Below are 17,276 nucleotides of genomic sequence, written 5' to 3'. Positions count from 1 at the left end.
CCTCAGCTTTATCGCTTGCAATATGTTTCACGGGTTATTAATACGGCAATTAAAGCCGCAACCGTAGTTATTGGGAACATCCACATGGCGTATTGAAAATCAGCCACAGAATAAGTAGTCACTGCCGCCCCAGCATGATGGGTTATTAACCAACCATAGAGTACTTGTCCTACGCCACCACCGCCCATGATAATTACTGAGGCAATACCTGTCGCAGCCCCGGTGTTTTCAGCAGAATTACTCTCAGCCACTAAAGGATAGGAAATTACTTGTGTACTGGTAAAAAAGCCTAAAGCAAAAAATATAATACTCAGCGCAAATTGCGATAAGACTATATCCAGGAATAAAGGAATTACGGTGATCAGTGTTGCGATAGCTCCCCCGATCATTAAAGGCTTACGACGCCCCTGGGAATCAGACAACCATCCAGCCAATGGGCAACCAATAACACTTCCCATAAAAATCAAACTGACAACATTGCTGGCTACCATTTCGGGTAAATGATGAACCACTTGCAAGTAACTCGCTCCCCATAAAGCACATAAAACCATAATGGGCAAATTAAGAAAGGAAGTGTAAAAACCTGCTAACCAATTTTGTGAATTAGATAATGCCTTGATAAATTCAGAAATGACTTCCCCCTGATTGGAACAAGTTTTCTTTGGTGACTCTGCGGGTTTATCGCTTACCATATAGTAAATCCACAACAGCAACCCAGCACCAACTGCCCCATCAATTAACAAAGCCTTACGCCATCCAAATAATTCATAAAGATAGGCAAAAGGAGTATGGGCCATCATACCACCAACAAATGCCATAGTGACCAAAGAGCCGATAACAAGAGCTTGCCTTCTTGGTGGAAACCAATGCGACACTAAAACGACGCAGGATAAAAAGCAAAATGCATTACCTATTCCAGAAAGAAAATGGCAGAACGATGCCAAAATAAACGAGTGGGTTAATGCAAAACCTACCGTGCCAAGAACACAAATAAACATCGCACTTAAAATAACAGTGCGTGTAGAAAAACGATCCAGAATAATTCCTGCTGGGAGAAGAAATAAAATATCTGCCCACAAATAAGCACTGGACATCCAACTTAATTGAGTTGCATCAATATGAAAATCATCTCGTAAAGGCTGATTAATCACATCAAAAATGTTGAGTTGAAAAAATTCATATAAAAAAAAGAGTCCTGCTGACAGGCACACAACCCAGGCCATGAAATCACCACGGGGTACAAAACTTCTCGAATCCACTACAACAGATTGCGACACAGTTACTCCTTATGGCTTAAAAATTGCGCCTGATTATACCAAAACTCTAAATAAATTGGTATCTTTATTGAACAAACTTAGGTGAGTACGTGTCGTAAATCACCTCCTTGCTCAAGGTAAAAATAGTTCGAGTATCCCACTGCCGCTGTTTTTTTGTTTTTACAAGTTTGTTTTGCCGAAACCGGAATACGCATCAATAAAAACCGTTTATCACCTGAATAAACATGTTGAATTAGGACCATTTTGGAAAACAGTTCAGGTAAGATATCGGTGGTATTATATGGCTTAATTACTAAATAATTTTCTCGTCCATTGTCCAGCAAACGGCAAAGTTCATTATTGCTCGCGGCAGGTTTCACTCGACCTCCTGAGTAAAATTGAGCTGAGAATTCTGTTTTATAACTCCAATAAATAAGATAGCTTCCGGCGGCAGGATGTTGCTTTAACCAGGCAGCAACTACAAATTTTTCTGTTTTGGATATTGCTTCTGGTATTGCATTAAATGCAAGAGTTGCCACAAGAAAAAGCACACCTACAAGTATAGAGAGCCATGTAATAAGTTGCTTTGCTCTTAGGATGGCACCAACACGATTCCAGTACGTCACAAAAAAAACTGAAAAAGCAGGAATGCTGGGAAAAACATAGGTATAAATAATGTTTCTGGAAAAAGTAAAAAAGAAGAGCGGAACTATAGTGCACAGAAAAAAATAGCTCAACCACCCGTCATTGTCGACAAATACTTTGCGTGCATTATGCCTGCATTTAATAAACCATGCACCGCCTAGGGCACACCAAGGTAAAGTTCCAATTACAGAATAGACCCAAATCATTCCCCAAGATTGTTGATGTGCATAACCATATTTATCACCTGCCCATCCAGGCTTTAAAAATCGATTGAAATTCTCGCCAATAATAAAATAATTCAAAAAACCTGGCGTTCTTATTTCCGCCCAAATATACCAAGGAAGCGCAATAGTAAGCATTAGCATCACGCCCTTTAGCCAGGGCAATCGCTCCCATAAATTACGCCATTGCTTGCGTAATAAAACCCAAAAAAATATTGGCATTCCGGATAAAACAACGGCAACAGGGCCTTTTGCTAGTAAACCTAACCCCAAACTAATAAAAAAAACATAAGACCAAACTTTACTTCCATCAACCACCGCACGCCAAAAAGCAACCTCAACCAAAGTAATGCACAGGACTAAAGAGGGGTCGGTCATTACAGTTCCTGCATCAAGGAAAAAATACAATGTTCCTGCAAGAATTAAGGTTGTGATCATGGCAATCACATCGCCACTATGTCGTTTAACCAAATACCAAATAAGCCATATTGTAACCAAAGATAGAAACAAGCCGGGTAGCCGAACAGCAAATTCATTCACACCAAAAAGTTTCATTGAAAAAGCAGACAACCAAGTAGACAAAGGAGGTTTCGCCCAAAAAGGAATACCATAATCATGAAGTGGCGTCACCCAATTCCCGGTTTCTAACATCTTGCGGGCAATTTCTGCATAGCGTGCTTCGGAAACATCATTCAATGGAATAAAACATATAGAAATTATTCGACACACGAGAAGAAAGACTAATGCAAAGTAAGCATTATAAAAAAATTGTTGTTGCAACTGTTTTTCGTTTTCAATATTCAAAACAGATCCTCGTTAAAAATTTTCTCTCTTGCAAGCAGGCAAAATCTATGAGTCTGAGGTTTCAACTCGCTTGATCAAGCTACATTGATTAGACACTCAATAAAAAATGACAGGAATATTACCTTTTATTTTAATTAATACAATTTTTTTATGTTTATTGATAAAAAACATAGCCATTTTAAGGCTTAACCATGTGGCTAACATAATGAATTTTATTGCTTTTTACTAAAAGGCTGAAATTGTATAATGAAAATACATGACGAGTGCATTACTTTAGTTTACACTGAGGCCTTGTAAGAAGATCTTACATATCTATCCATCGGACATTTGGAGACTAACATGACGTTTGTATTAAAGGACCTAAGTGAATTAAGAAAACATTTTGATGATACCGTTCAAATTATATTAAAACGTGAACATAAAGGAAAAATTGAAGATCTTACCAACCCTCAAAGAAAATTTGAACTTCAATTCCTCTCTTCAATACTTATTCAAGTAGAAGAACAAGCAAAAGAAAAAGAAAAAAAACCTACTGTAGTTGTAAATCTAACAAATGCTTTTTACGGTGCAATGTTAACAGTAATCCAAGACATCGAAAATAACCGAGGTATGATAGAATCATCTGGTTTACTTAGCGCTCGCCTAAAAGATGCAATAGGCATTAGTGATGATGTCAAAGCAGAAGACAAGCCTGACTTATATCAAATTTCCAAATTCTATACTGCAATAAACGCATTACTAAATCAGGTTTTCATAGGAAATGATTCACGTAATGGATTTGCAAAAAACCATATGTTAACTGCTGTCCCAACAGATAGCTTGGACAAGTTGATTCAAACTTCCTATAAACTTGAAAAAGAAGCCCAGAAAGCAATTGTTGCTTCTTTTACTACGGATGGAACACCTGTTGAACTCGGTAAATTCAAATCAAATAAAAGCTCCCCTGCTTCTGCAACCGATCGATTTGGTGGTTGGGATAAACTCAATGCAGCGCTTGATGAATTAATCAAAGATGAACTTGCTGATAAAAATGTTTCCAAGATTGAAAAGTTAAAATCACCAGAGCGTATTGCCCAGCTGCATTTTCTGAACGCAATAAGAGAAGCACTGAAAACTCAAGAAATCGATGAAGCTGAAAAAGTTGCAATTCTCGCTGGATCCATGCATTTGGTTCGTAAACAAATCGATAATGAGTATGCCTCTTCATACCTTTCAAGATCAGAAAAGTCTGTTATTTTCAAGGGATTAAATAAAATTCTTGCTGTAGATGAAGTAACCCCACAAGATGTTGAATCTTTGGTTACATCAGCAACTCAGTTTATGCAATTTATGACAGTAGCTCCGAAAAATAATGGCAAAAAAGCAATTCGTGATAGCCATATTTTCTCAGCAATTACAGACTTTAATTTAAAAGCTTCTTTTAATTTACTTATTGACATGATCTATGATTGCCGCATCGCATCATTGAGAAGTGTTGTCGATGAATTCAAAAAAGAAACCAAAAAAGAAACCAAAAAATCTGATAAAGAGTCTAAAGGTTACTTAGGCAGCTTCTCTTCTGCACTCAATAAAACCTTCTTTGGAGGCAAAGTCGCAGATGAAGAAGAGGAGGATGAAGAAGAAGATCTGGAACATACCTCGCCTGTGATTGGCAAAAATGGCTAGTTTTAATCTTTAAGCTTTTTTACCTTTATCCTAAAAATAAGGTGGCTAAATTATTTACATTTTACCACCTTATCTTCTTAATATTTTTGTAACCACCCCATAACAGATAAGCCATTTAGGCAAATTTTTTGTTACAATGTCATTTTTCCCTATTTGTTTGTACCTTGCACTAATGAAAATTAAATTAATTATTAAAGATATATCGTTTATTCTCATGGTTTTAATAGCGGCTCAAAACATCAGTTTTGCATTTGGACACCGCGTTTCTAAAGACAGCGCTAATAACGTTAGTAATATTTTAGATTCCGACAATCAATCTCAAGAGCCTCACGATATCAAAAAAGCGTCTCTTAAGCGATTATCTGTTACCCACAAAAAAACAGTATCCATCACCATTGATGATTTACCTTTTGTTGGTGAATATCGAAACTTTCATTTGAATATGATGATCGATACCATGACCAAGGAGCAAGTTCCTGCTACTGGATTTATTATTGCCAGTGAAGTACGCAAGAATAACTGGGAAATACTGCATAAATTTCGTGATGCTGGTTTTGGGTTAGGTAACCACACCCTTACCCATGCGAATTTAAATAAAATGGATACCAAAGAATACATTCAGGAAATTCGAGGTGCAGACAACATTTTACACCCTGTTTTAACGAAACCTAAATATTTTCGTTATCCTTATTTGGCGATGAGTTCCGGACAAAAAAAAGAAGACATACTCTGTTATCTTGCGCGAAAAAATTATCATGTTGCCCCTATTACAATAGACTCTAAAGATTTTGTCTTTAACCAACGTTTGCTATCCGTTCCTGAAATAAGCAGACGCAGCTATCTTGACGAGTTAAAACCTTTTTATCTTGATTTTATTTGGCAACAAACCCTACGTGCTGAGGAACACAATGAATTTCATCAAAATACCGAGCAAGCACAAATTTTATTAATTCATGCTAATTTACTTAATGCTTATGTTTTGCCAGATATCATCAATTTGTATAAAAATAATGGTTATGAATTTGTTAATTTAGAAGATGCATTAAAAACTTTTAAAAATCGAATTCAATGTAATAGGCCTCATGTTCTTGCGCAGAACAAAAAAAGACCTCAGCAATACAAGATTGCAAGCAATGCAGATATTGAGAAATTTATCGAATGGGATTAGAGTCTTTTGACATTTCATTTAATTCTGCCTTCTTCTAGCGCTTTATGCGCGATTCCGTGCATAAAGCGCGGAACGAAGGCTAATGAAGCAATTGTCAACAGTCCCTAGAAAAATGCCCAAAGGGCAAAGCGATCTAGTATTTCTGGTGTCAACAAGGATGCAAAAAACGAATCAAATACGAAGAAAAGGATTCACTTTAATTGAATTGATGATAGCCATATTTATTATGGCTATCCTGGCTGCAATAGCCTACCCATGCTATGTTCATTTCTTGCTAAAAGTACATCGGTCCGATGCTATGGCGACATTAGCCCAAACTCAAATCACTCTGGAACGATGTTATGCCCAAAATTTTTCATATAATGCCCCCTGTAATGCATTACCTTCATTTCCGCAAACATCGACTCAAGGTTTTTACAGTATTAGCTTGGCTCATTTAGGAACCACTACTTATACACTGAAAGCCACCCCCATAGGTAGTCAAACCAAAGATGCGACTTGTGCCAGTATGTATCTTGATCAATCAAACGCGAAGACAGCCATAGACTCATCAGGAGTCGCACAAACCATTTGTTGGAATCCCACATAAATTGAAATGTGTATTTATCTAAATTAAAACGTTATTCTTCCAAATCCATGCAATCTCAGTAAAAAATTTACTTTACAAACAAAAACCTATTCTCTACTATGCCGTTTAACGGATAGTCCAACTTAAAAATGAAATGGAAATTTTTTGCTTTTTCACAGGCATACTCTACCTCTATACGTTGAATCGCTCTATACCTCTAACTTGCTTACTCATCTTTTTCCTCAGTCCAAAGTATTCCCTGATTCTATTTTTTATTCTAGGTGTTTTACTGGCTTATCTGCATCAATCACTTGGTTTACCCAAAGGAATACCCAATATTGCCGTGATCCCCAAAGCAACAATTCAAGGAACAATTGCATCGATTCCTAACCATGATTTTTCCAAAACACAATTCTTATTTTCCCTGGAGCAATATGATAGTCATCCAGCCCAAGGATTAATCCAATTAGCTTGGTATAACAATGCCCCCGAATTACATGCAGGACAACGATGGCAGTTCACCGTAAAATTAAAAAAACCACGGAACTATCTTAACCCAGGAAGCGCCGATTATGTGGGTACACTCAATACACGACATATTCATTGGACTGGTTATATTCTCCCTCATAACAATCACTTATTATCAGAATCTCACTCACATTTTAGTTGGCTTCAAGTTCGTGAACGTCTAGGCAATAAACTCAGCCAATTAGCACCCGATCAATTCACAGCCGGGGTTGTTGAAGCACTAACTTTAAATTTGACAAACCATATTAGCCAACAAAACTGGGATTTATTTAGACGCACGGGCACTACCCATCTATTTGGGATTTCAGGAGAACATATTGCGTTGATATCAGGAATGATTTATTGGCTGATTCGTTGGCTATGGTCTAAAAGCGCCCTATGCTGTTTGTATATTCCAGCGCCCTATGTTGCCAGTGTCAGCGGACTCTTGGCCGCCTTATTTTATGCCTTTTTAGCAGGATTTGCTCCACCAGTACAAAGAGCGTTAATTGGCTGTTTCTTGTATACGTTCTATCGTCTGGGAAAACAACGTTTTTCCGCCTGGCAAATCTGGCGTTATGCCCTTTTTGGCGTTTTATGTATCGAACCACATGCCGTATTCATGCAAGGTTTTTATTTTTCTTTTCTAGCAGTAGCGTGTTTGCTTTTAACCCAACAACGTTGGAGACTAAAAGGATATAAAGGAAGTTTAGCCTTACAATTAAGCTGCTTAATTGGGCTCATGCCTTTAACCCTATACTGGTATTCTTATGGTTCAATTAATGGATTTATTGCGAATTTATTTGCTATTCCTCTCGTTGGCTTTTTGATTGTCCCCACGGCATTAGTAACGATGACACTCTGTTCATGGGGTATTGCCGGTTTCTTAATGAAACCCTTAGCGTTGCTAGTTGACCTGTTATTTAAAGGATTAAGCCTCATTGAACATTTAGAAATCATGAATATCAGCTGGTCTATTCATAGTATTGAACTGGTGATGGTCTTAATGGGTGCTTTGCTGATGTGGATTTTATTGCCAATTAAACCCTTTCAATGGATTGCACTACTTTGGATACTACTTCCATTTTTTCCATCCCATATTGTACTAGCACCAGGAGAAGCAGTAATTGACATTTTAGATGTTGGGCAAGGTTTGGCAGTTGCGATAAGAAGCCAACATCATGTCATGATCTATGATACCGGGGATCGATTTTTCCAAGGAAATGATCTTGGAAACATGGTAATTTTGCCTTATCTAAAAACCTTGGGAATAAAAAAAATTGATGCCGTCGTCATTAGTCATCCCGATAAAGATCACCGTGGTGGGCTTAACTCTCTTGAGAAAGGAATACACGTAGAACAACTATTAGTCAATGAGCCTCGTTACTATAATCATGGTGTATCATGTCATGATTATCCTCAGTGGAAGTGGGATGGCGTCCATTTTCGTTTCTTACCAATCACCGTTCATTTTAAAAATAAAAACAATAATTCGTGTATTCTGCAAGTAAGCACTAAAACCGGAACAGTTTTATTAACTGGTGACATTGAAAAAATAGCCGAAGATTATCTAATAACAACGTATGGAGAACAACTTGCATCCGATGTTTTAATTGTGCCTCATCATGGTAGTAAAACCTCTTCTTCTTATCGATTCTTGCTTGAAGTTGCACCACGCTATGCTATAGCGTCATTAGGCTTTGATAATCGTTTTCATTTTCCTCATGCTAAAACGTTGGCAAGCATGAACTCGTTGGATATTCTCTTTTATAGAACAGATCGCTGCGGCATGGTACGAATTAATTTACCTGCTCAGGGAAAAATAGAAAAACCTATTTGTTTTAGCGACCTCAATAATACCTAGTCCAATATCAAGAACCCGGAGACGTTAGGCTCTACCAGAGCTATAAATTGTTCTTAAATTCGATGCCTGAATTTCGGTCGCACTTTTTTTTAAAAAAGCTATAGTAACTAGTGAAACAACTGATTTGAGCAATTCATGTTAACTGATACAGCAAAAAAAGAATATTACCAGGCCTTACTTGCTAAAGACTCCAAATATGAAGGCCTATTTTATGTTGGAGTGAAATCGACTGGAATATTTTGTCGACCCACCTGCCCTGCAAAAAAACCAAAGTTTGAAAACTGTGAATTTTTTCAAACAGTTCAAGAGGCACTCCTTGCTTCATATAGACCCTGTATGCGCTGCCAGCCAATGTCTTATCCTAATCAGGCTTCTAATTTAATAAAAAAATTAGTTGCAGCGGTAGAAGCCAATCCTGAAAAGAGATGGAAAGACAGGGATTTTGCTGCATTAGGAGTTGATACATCAACGGCACGCAGGCAATTTAAAAAGCGCTTTGGCATGACTTTTGTTGCTTATGCACGCGCAAGAAGAATGGGTATAGCCATGAAACAAATTCGTGAGGGTACAATAGTGACTGAAACACAACTAAATATGGGATATGAATCCAGTAGCGGTTTTCGCGATGCTTTTTCTAAAATAATGGGAGCATCTCCTTCTCAATTAGCAAAACATCCTACTGTTTTAAAGGCCTCTTGGTTCGACTCCCCTCTTGGACCAATGCTTGCAGTAGCTGATGAACACGCTTTATACCTTTTGGAATTCGTAGATCGAAGAGGCTTGGAGCGTGAGGTAGACCGGCTAAGAAATAAAATGAAAGCAGCCATTATCCCAGGAGATACCTCACCAATTCGTTCAATTGAAAAAGAGCTCAAAGCATATTTTGCAGGAACTTTAAAAAAATTTAATACTCCCATACAGATGCTAGGCACCCCTTTTCAAAAAATGGCATGGCATGCTTTGACACTAATTCCTTATGGAGAAACGAGAAGTTATGCCGAACAAGCCCACGCGCTGGGGAAACCTACCGCATACAGAGCAGTTGCCAACGCTAATGGCGCAAACTCGCTTTCGATTATTATTCCCTGTCACCGAATTATTAACTCCAGTGGAAACATAGGAGGTTATGGTGGAGGAATTTCTCGTAAGAAATGGCTCATTGAGCATGAGCAGAAAAATAAATAAACGAATATAACCTCGCAATGTATGAGCCTTTGATACCACATATATAAGTTAATTTGAATATATAGCTATCAAAATGCTTTTTTATTTTCCAAAAAAAACAAGCATAATTTTTAGCCAAGTTAATTTCAGCATATCAAGGTGCAAAACATGCGAGACAAATTTGAATTATTTTATAAAATGCCTCCAGAAATCCAAAACAAAATAGTCCAAGATTTTTCAAACCATGATTTGGGAAGCCTTACCATGGTCTCTAAAACACATGGGACTTTATTTAAACCCCAGTTGGATATACGTCAATTCTTGCACGCAAAAATGCGATTTAGCTGCTCTACAGGTGTTATATAAAGGCAGAACAACGGAATTTAAAAATCTCAAATCGCGACTTGAGAAACAGAAGACTGCGGATAACCAATTCTGTTTTCAAGACTTATTAATCGGATTATGGGTTGATCAAAATGCCCGGCAGCAAAAGCTGCCGAGCACCTATATCGTGTACTTTCCTACCTCACACGTTCGATTTGATTCGAAATGCTTTCCTATAAAAAGCAGCCCTATTTCTTTAAACACTTGTAACTATTATTTACACTTTCTTAACCATTTACTCAGTCGTCTAAAGACACTATGGATTCCACCGAGCCATCACTAAGGGCACATAATGAACTTCTTTTTATTTCAAAAATCCGATATAAATTCAGCGGTAATAATAACGAATGCAAAATAAAAATCGGGTAAAGAGTACTACCAAGCGCATACATTATAAATGCTACATTGGAGCAAATAGCGATAAGACGTAATGTCAAAATCCTTTTAACATAGAAAGTCGCTAAAACCAGGCAACAGGCAACATAGCCAATAATTTCGATCGTTGATTCCATTTCAACTCCCAACTTACAATCCATTCCTATTCAACATACACCTAGTATGCATGACTCGCAAGTGGGCATGATATTGTAATTTAGATAAAACGAAGTGAAATTTGTTTAGCAAATAATCAAAAATGAATAATCTGGATTTCGCTTCGTTTTCTCTGGACTATAGAGGCAATGGAGTTGTAGATGAGGGGAGCGTCGGCATATAAATTCGTTCATTAATAAAAGTAATTGCTTCTCGTTCAAATGTTATTTTAATTGCAGAGAGCACTTCATCACGTACGGTGGCCAGATCGCTTTTTGACCAATACAATACTTTAAGTTCAACACCGCCTCTATCAATCATCTGCGATAATAAAATTTGGGTTTTGGGTGTTGGTAAAATATGACTGCACTCCTCACAAATCTTATGAAGTAATGATTTAATATGATTTACATCATGTACCGCATCAATTCGAAGTATTATCTCATCACGTTTTTGGGGATAAATACTTAAATTGGTAATTTCTGACTTAATTAACCCTTCGTTAGGAATGCGAATCAAACGATTATCATTGGTTTTGATTTTGGTTGATAACCAGTCAATTGTTTCTACCGTTCCCTTAATATCCTTAATGGAAATCACATCTCCTACTTTAAAAGGGCGCTCAAATAATAGAAATACCCCACTAATAAGATTTGATGCGGCCGTTTGCGAAGCGAAACTTAAAGCTACAGTAAATAGACCTGCTGTACCTAGCAATAAGGTTAGTTTAAACCCCAACTCATGCAATGCTGAAATCGAAAACAGCAAAAACAAACCGTAATAAATAACTCGACTGGATAACATTGCAAGGTGTTTTGAAAATCGATTTTCAATTATTTTTTCAACCCAATGGCTGATTTTTTTGGCCAAAAAATAACCAAAAATGAGTAGAAGTAGCGCAAAAGCAATATGTTCCCAATTTATATGCTTCAGATATTCTAATGTGTAATTCATAAGAGACTCATGTAAAATGCAGAAAACAATCAAAAATGGTATCAATATTCACCAATAGATACTATAGGCTTTTTATCAATCCGAAGAATATCTCATGAAACCCAAAACCATTGCATAATGGTTTTTTAAAATAAAAACCCACTCAATGTATGTGTGGGTTAAAAAATGAAATCACTATTTATGGTTTTAGTAACAAGACTCTTGTAACCAACAATGTCCATATCTATTACATACGCGAACAGTTTGACATGAGGGATAGTAATAATCGTTATAGTAAGGAACTCCAATAACAACTCCAGTACCCCAACCACCATAACCACCCCAGCCACCATAACCACCGTGCCAACCGCTATGATAGTAACCACCGTGCCAGCCCCCACCATGCCAGCCTCCGCCATGCCAGCCTCCACCGCCATGCCAACCCCCATGTGCGGAGCACGCTCCAGCAGTAAATAGGCCTAGAGCAAAAACTGCAATGCATATGATTTTACTCATACTATTTCTGCTCATGATCATTCCTCGATTCTAATATCCATAAGTTTAATTATAGCTCAAGCACGCCTTAATAATAGTTTCTCTGTCAATTTTTTGTTACTTAAAAAGTGAATTTGAAATATATCTAATCAAAAAAAACAATAAGTGTCTATTTTCTATTTAGGGTGATTAATGAAGTCGCAATAAAATAATCAAATTTGGTACTAATTTAAAGTTGTATTTAAAATGAAACATAAGTATCATTATTCTAATTTAGATCAGCAGATAGTGACATGACTGAGCTGAATAAAACACATATTGAAAAGCTCGTGACCCATTTTTACCAAAAAGTGCAAAAAGATGAGGTCCTTGGTCCTATCTTTAATGATGTGGCACAAGTTGATTGGGATGAACATATCCCCCTTCTGTGTCAATTTTGGAATAGTATCATGTTGAAAACCAATGAATATCACGGCAATGCTTATCAAAAACATGTCCTATTAAAAAAAATCGCCCATATTGAAGAAGCACATTTTGTCCGTTGGCTGGATTTATTTCAGAAAGAAGCGGAATATCATTTACCTGTGAAAATTGCAGAGGAAATAGTTCAAAAAGCCTCATTGATTGCAGAGTCTCTAAAATATGGAATGCTGTGTCGAGAAAAGAGAGTTAAAGAACATGCTTAAACCACTTACCCGTGATATTCTAGTAACCTTAATCATTAAGTTTAGCTTGTTGATTTTATTATGGATAATTTGCTTTAAAGACGTGGAAAAACCACATCTGAGCAATGAGCAGTGGCTGTTAGGAACGATTCAAGCAAAAGAATATTTTCCTTCTAAAGAAAAATAAACAAGGGAAATCCTTAGCATTTTCCAAGATAAACATTGGAATTTAAGGGTTTTATCAATACAGTACATGACATGAGAGGTGAGTAATGATTCCTGGTAGTGACCTGGTCGATCTTTCCCGTTTACAGTTTGCTCTAACTGCGCTTTATCATTTTCTTTTTGTCCCACTCACGTTGGGTTTGTCGTTACTTTTAGCTGTCATGGAAACAATCTATGTAATGACTGGCCGTGATATTTGGCGACAAATGGTCAAATATTGGGGCGTTCTCTTCGGTATTAATTTTGTTTTAGGTGTAGCTACCGGATTGACCATGGAGTTCCAGTTTGGAACAAATTGGGCCTACTATTCCCATTATGTTGGTGATGTTTTTGGTGCTCCACTGGCTATTGAAGGACTTATGGCTTTCTTTTTAGAGGCCACTTTTGTCGGCTTGTTCTTTTTCGGCTGGGATAGATTAAGTCGCGTGCAGCATATGTGTTGTACCTGGTTGCTCGCTTTAGGCACAAATCTTTCAGCATTATGGATTTTGATTGCCAATGGCTGGATGCAAAACCCTGTCGGGGCGGAATTTAATTTCCATACCATGCGCATGGAAGTCACTGATTTTGTTGCCGTGATGTTTAATCCGGTTGCCCAAGCCAAATTCGTTCATACTATTAGTGCTGGCTACGTTACTGGTTCAATCTTTGTCTTATCCATTAGCGCCTACTTTTTATTACGCGGCAGAAACATCAACTTTGCCAAACGGTCAATAACCGTGGCAGCAAGCTTTGGACTTGCATCTGCTTTAGCCGTAGTTGTATTGGGCGATGAAAGCGGTCATCTTGACAATGAAAATCAAAAAATGAAATTCGCAGCAATCGAAGCCATGTGGCATACGGAAAAAGCTCCTGCTGGCCTAACAGTTTTCGGCATTCCTAATGAAGAAACAATGACAACTGATTATGCCTTGAATATCCCTTATGTTTTGGGATTAATTGCAACACGTACGTTCACGCAACCATTACAAGGTATTGCTGAGTTAATCGATCAAGGAAAAGAACGCATCAAAGAAGGAATGCTTGCTTATGAAGCATTAACCCGATTACAAAAAAATCCTAATGACGAACAAGCAAAAGCAGATTTTACCGCTCACAATAAATATTTGGGTTACGGCCTGCTTTTGAAGAAATATACTGAGAAGGTAGTTGATGCAACTGAAGATCAAATTAACCAAGCAGCACATGATCTGAAACCTCGTGTCACTCCTTTATTTTTCTCGTTTCGTATTATGGTCGCTTGCGGATTCTTCTTCATTCTCTTATTTGCAATAGGCTTCTACTTGTCTATGAGACGTAAATTACATACTACCCGCTGGTATTTGCGCATGGCATTTTTCTCATTGCCATTACCTTGGATTGCTGCAGAGCTAGGTTGGGTCGTTGCAGAATATGGACGCCAACCTTGGGTAGTCCAGGATATCCTACCTACTGCTATGGGTACATCTACTTTAAGTACTACTCAAGTATTAACCTCAATAACGGGTTTTATCCTCTTTTATTCAGTTCTTGCCGTGGTTGAAATTTTCTTGATGGTTAAGTACATCCGTCTTGGCCCTGATAATATGGCTCACTAGGAGATTCATTATGCCTTTGGATTATGAAACATTACGAATTATATGGTGGATTCTACTCGGTTTATTACTGATTGGTTTTGCGATCATGGATGGTTTTGACCTGGGTGTTGCCATGTGGCTACCGTGGCTTGCAAAAACAGATACAGAACGGCGCATATTAATTAATAGCATTGGGCCGACTTGGGAAGGAAACCAAGTCTGGTTTATTCTGGGTGGAGGTGCAATCTTTGCTGCCTGGCCAGCCTTATATGCCCTCTCCTTCTCAGGTTTTTATTTGGCGATGCTGGTAGTATTGTTGGCTCTAATTTTGCGTCCTGTTGGATTTAAATACCGTTCAAAACTAACCAATCCTCAATGGCGCTCATTTTGGGATTATGCATTATTTGTCGGCGGCTTTGTACCTGCGCTGATATTTGGGGTTGCCGTTGGCAATGTATTACAAGGCGTTCCTTTTTATTTTGATGAATACTTACGACCATTCTATACTGGCAGCTTCTTTGGCCTATTAAATCCTTTTGCCCTATTGTGTGGATTACTGTCCGTGTTGATGCTCGCCATGCATGGTGCTTTTTTTCTTAACTTGAGGACAGAGGGTCATATACAACAACGAGCCCGAAGTGCAGCAAAGATATCTGCGCTACTTGCCTTATTACTTTTTATCAGTGCGGGAATTTGGCTTCATTACGGTATTGATGGCTATAGTCTAACGAGTAATTTAGCCCATGATGGCCCATCAAACCCCCATTACAAGACGGCTATTCGGCAAGCAGATGCTTGGTTTTCCAACTACCGTAGTCTGCCCATAACCTTATTTGCTCCGGGGATTGGAATTATTGCAGCCTTACTTGCGCTTATTGCTGCAAAACATATTAAAACTGCTTTTATTTGCAGTGCTCTTTCTGTTGCTGGGATTATCTCCACCGTGGGTGTTAGTATGTTTCCATTTATACTGCCCTCATCATCTAATCCTGAGCAAAGCTTGCTTGTATGGGATAGCTCTTCAAGCCAGTTAACTTTGTTTATTATGCTAGTAGCTACTGTTATTTTCTTACCTATAGTTTTGGCCTATACCGCCTGGGTTTATCGCGTATTAAGAGGAAAAATAACAGAACAAACAATTATTAAAAATCAAGATACGGCCTATTAGGAGGTTATTATGTGGTATTTTTCTTGGATTTTGGGTACTGGTCTGGCCTGCTGTTTTGCCATCTTAAATGCAATGTGGCTTGAACTCGATGACTCAAAGGATGAGCCCAAATAAACCTAAGCCATAACCCGAGAAATGATATTTCTCGGGTTTCTGCTATTCATGCAATAAGCTATAACCCCACCCAACGAATAAACTCATTGTGCGCATTTAAATTAACTGAAGGGCCGCCCTCAAAATAAACTGTAAAACTATTCGCAAGCTCATTTGTTCTGGATAAACCACCATTAATTTTGACCTCTTTGATTTTGCCTAAATTGACAATCTGCATTTGCGTTTCATAATAACCACCCCGCACTATTTTTAAAACAGGTATTACAAAATGAATGGCATTTATGCCGTCGTCTTGGCTTGCAGTACTATCCCTCGTGTTATTTTTAGCCAAATAATAAAGTTCTGATGCGTTCAGTGCAATGTACTCTGCATTATTGATCTGGCGTCGTAGCATCCGTGTCAATGGTGCTGTAGTATGAAATACACGTTCGTAAGTATCTGCGGAAATGACTGCAACAGGTTTACTTTCAGCATTCTTACTGCCTTTATAGCCACTACCCACGAATAAAATAGCATCACGATGTTCATCAGGAGCAGAGACCGGTACTTGGATTGTAGGATCATTCGTATGTTGAGCCGCGGTAGTTTTATCACAATTTAAAAATTTTGATTTGGCAAACCACGCATCGCTAGGATAATAAATGACCAATAAGGATTTATCCTTTATCGTATTAATAATTCCTTGGGAAGTCGCTAAAGGAAGCGCAGGACATCCCCAACTTCGTCCGGGTCGTCCATATCTTTTAATGAAACCTTCTTCTACATACCAACCAGAATGCATCACAACAGACCGACTTGATGCATTATCGTTAAAATTACGATCCAAACCATCCAAACGTAATGAAAGACCATCACGGCCATAATAAGCTTGTTGGGTTTGATAAACTCCAATACTGCTTGCTTTACTGTTAAATTTATTAGAAAAGAAATTAGTCAATAAAGCCCCAGATTTAATACCGTGCGAAACATAGGTATAAAACAATAATTTTCTTGCTTTTAAATCAAAAACCCAGAAACGCTTCTCATTGGAAGGTAAAGAGTAATCAATAATGGTTAAAATATTATTATGTTCCACATTATAATTTGTAGCACACTTGAGGGTAGTAAGTACTTTGTTAATCACAAGCGGATTTAAATTAGGCGCTTCATGTGCCAACAATGACTTAATATCATTTAAGTAAAGATCGTTAATTTGCTCGAGCCCCGGAAAAGGTGCTATTTCACTGATGAAACGAGCATCATCCTTCATAGTTCGAGCCTGAGGGAGCTCCAAAGGAAGTTGCGGAAAATAGCTTATGGTTGCTGCTAAAAATAATAGCAGAAGAGCGCTCATGATTTGTCCT

Annotated in this window: 17 protein-coding genes; 11 read left to right on the top strand and 6 right to left on the bottom strand. The window is 37.9% G+C overall.

Features of this window, described 5'->3' with window-relative positions:
• Positions 1–8 precede the first annotated feature (8 nt).
• Positions 9–1,277, bottom strand: coding sequence for an MFS transporter (locus tag ELY20_RS02665; RefSeq protein ID WP_110143191.1), 1,269 nt, complete (start codon positions 1,275–1,277; stop codon positions 9–11).
• Between the two features lie 77 nt (positions 1,278–1,354).
• The gene (locus ELY20_RS02660) at positions 1,355–2,926 is read right to left on the bottom strand and encodes an ArnT family glycosyltransferase (protein ID WP_110143192.1); all 1,572 of its coding nucleotides are present in this window, start codon (positions 2,924–2,926) and stop codon (positions 1,355–1,357) included.
• A gap of 339 nt (positions 2,927–3,265) precedes the next feature.
• Here ELY20_RS02660 and ELY20_RS02655 point away from each other — a divergent pair, with 339 nt between their 5' ends.
• From ELY20_RS02655 to ELY20_RS02630, 6 genes are all read left to right on the top strand, one after another.
• On the top strand, positions 3,266–4,591 hold the full coding sequence (locus ELY20_RS02655; RefSeq protein ID WP_110143193.1) for a hypothetical protein: 1,326 nt from the start codon (positions 3,266–3,268) through the stop codon (positions 4,589–4,591).
• 172 nt (positions 4,592–4,763) lie between these two features.
• Entirely contained in the window at positions 4,764–5,759 is a 996-nt protein-coding gene (locus tag ELY20_RS02650) for a polysaccharide deacetylase family protein (protein WP_110143242.1), read from the top strand.
• Positions 5,760–5,916: 157 nt separating this feature from the next.
• Positions 5,917–6,348, top strand: a complete 432-nt coding sequence (locus ELY20_RS02645; RefSeq protein WP_110143194.1) for a type IV pilin protein — start codon at positions 5,917–5,919, stop codon at positions 6,346–6,348.
• 133 nt (positions 6,349–6,481) lie between these two features.
• A complete protein-coding gene (locus ELY20_RS02640) occupies positions 6,482–8,698 on the top strand; it encodes a DNA internalization-related competence protein ComEC/Rec2 (RefSeq protein ID WP_110143195.1) in 2,217 nt (738 codons plus the stop codon).
• A 135-nt stretch (positions 8,699–8,833) separates the two neighbouring features.
• Complete coding sequence (locus tag ELY20_RS02635; RefSeq protein ID WP_110143196.1) at positions 8,834–9,883, top strand: bifunctional transcriptional activator/DNA repair enzyme AdaA; 1,050 nt, start codon at positions 8,834–8,836, stop codon at positions 9,881–9,883.
• 147 nt (positions 9,884–10,030) lie between these two features.
• On the top strand, positions 10,031–10,228 hold the full coding sequence (locus ELY20_RS02630) for a hypothetical protein (RefSeq protein WP_110143197.1): 198 nt from the start codon (positions 10,031–10,033) through the stop codon (positions 10,226–10,228).
• A gap of 257 nt (positions 10,229–10,485) precedes the next feature.
• Here the strand turns inward: ELY20_RS02630 and ELY20_RS02625 are convergent, their stop codons facing one another.
• The 3 genes from ELY20_RS02625 to ELY20_RS02615 form a co-directional block, all read right to left on the bottom strand.
• The gene (locus tag ELY20_RS02625; protein WP_110143243.1) at positions 10,486–10,758 is read right to left on the bottom strand and encodes a hypothetical protein; all 273 of its coding nucleotides are present in this window, start codon (positions 10,756–10,758) and stop codon (positions 10,486–10,488) included.
• Positions 10,759–10,915: 157 nt separating this feature from the next.
• Entirely contained in the window at positions 10,916–11,731 is an 816-nt protein-coding gene (locus ELY20_RS02620; RefSeq protein ID WP_110143198.1) for a mechanosensitive ion channel family protein, read from the bottom strand.
• Positions 11,732–11,917: 186 nt separating this feature from the next.
• The gene (locus ELY20_RS02615) at positions 11,918–12,241 is read right to left on the bottom strand and encodes a hypothetical protein (RefSeq protein ID WP_110143199.1); all 324 of its coding nucleotides are present in this window, start codon (positions 12,239–12,241) and stop codon (positions 11,918–11,920) included.
• 257 nt (positions 12,242–12,498) lie between these two features.
• Here ELY20_RS02615 and ELY20_RS02610 point away from each other — a divergent pair, with 257 nt between their 5' ends.
• The 5 genes from ELY20_RS02610 to cydX all read left to right on the top strand — a co-directional run bounded on the left by ELY20_RS02610 (position 12,499) and on the right by cydX (position 15,933).
• Complete coding sequence (locus tag ELY20_RS02610) at positions 12,499–12,891, top strand: group III truncated hemoglobin (RefSeq protein WP_110143200.1); 393 nt, start codon at positions 12,499–12,501, stop codon at positions 12,889–12,891.
• Positions 12,884–13,057 (top strand): cytochrome oxidase putative small subunit CydP, encoded by a 174-nt coding sequence (gene cydP, locus ELY20_RS16835; RefSeq protein WP_165831616.1) that lies wholly within the window; start codon positions 12,884–12,886, stop codon positions 13,055–13,057. Before ELY20_RS02610 ends, cydP begins: the two co-directional genes overlap by 8 nt.
• A gap of 85 nt (positions 13,058–13,142) precedes the next feature.
• Entirely contained in the window at positions 13,143–14,672 is a 1,530-nt protein-coding gene (locus tag ELY20_RS02605; RefSeq protein WP_110143201.1) for a cytochrome ubiquinol oxidase subunit I, read from the top strand.
• Between the two features lie 10 nt (positions 14,673–14,682).
• Entirely contained in the window at positions 14,683–15,819 is a 1,137-nt protein-coding gene (cydB, locus tag ELY20_RS02600; RefSeq protein WP_110143202.1) for a cytochrome d ubiquinol oxidase subunit II, read from the top strand.
• Positions 15,820–15,828: 9 nt separating this feature from the next.
• Positions 15,829–15,933: a cytochrome bd-I oxidase subunit CydX gene (cydX, locus tag ELY20_RS02595; RefSeq protein ID WP_110143203.1), complete on the top strand. Its 105-nt coding sequence runs from the start codon at positions 15,829–15,831 to the stop codon at positions 15,931–15,933.
• 58 nt (positions 15,934–15,991) lie between these two features.
• On the opposite strand, the gene ELY20_RS02590 is transcribed toward cydX, so the two are convergent.
• Entirely contained in the window at positions 15,992–17,266 is a 1,275-nt protein-coding gene (locus ELY20_RS02590; protein WP_110143204.1) for a murein L,D-transpeptidase catalytic domain family protein, read from the bottom strand.
• Between the last annotated feature and the right edge of the window lie 10 nt (positions 17,267–17,276).

The organism is Legionella qingyii, from assembly GCF_003990155.1.
Classification (GTDB): Bacteria; Pseudomonadota; Gammaproteobacteria; order Legionellales; family Legionellaceae; genus Legionella; species Legionella qingyii.
This window is presented reverse-complemented; position numbering and strand designations above follow the sequence as displayed.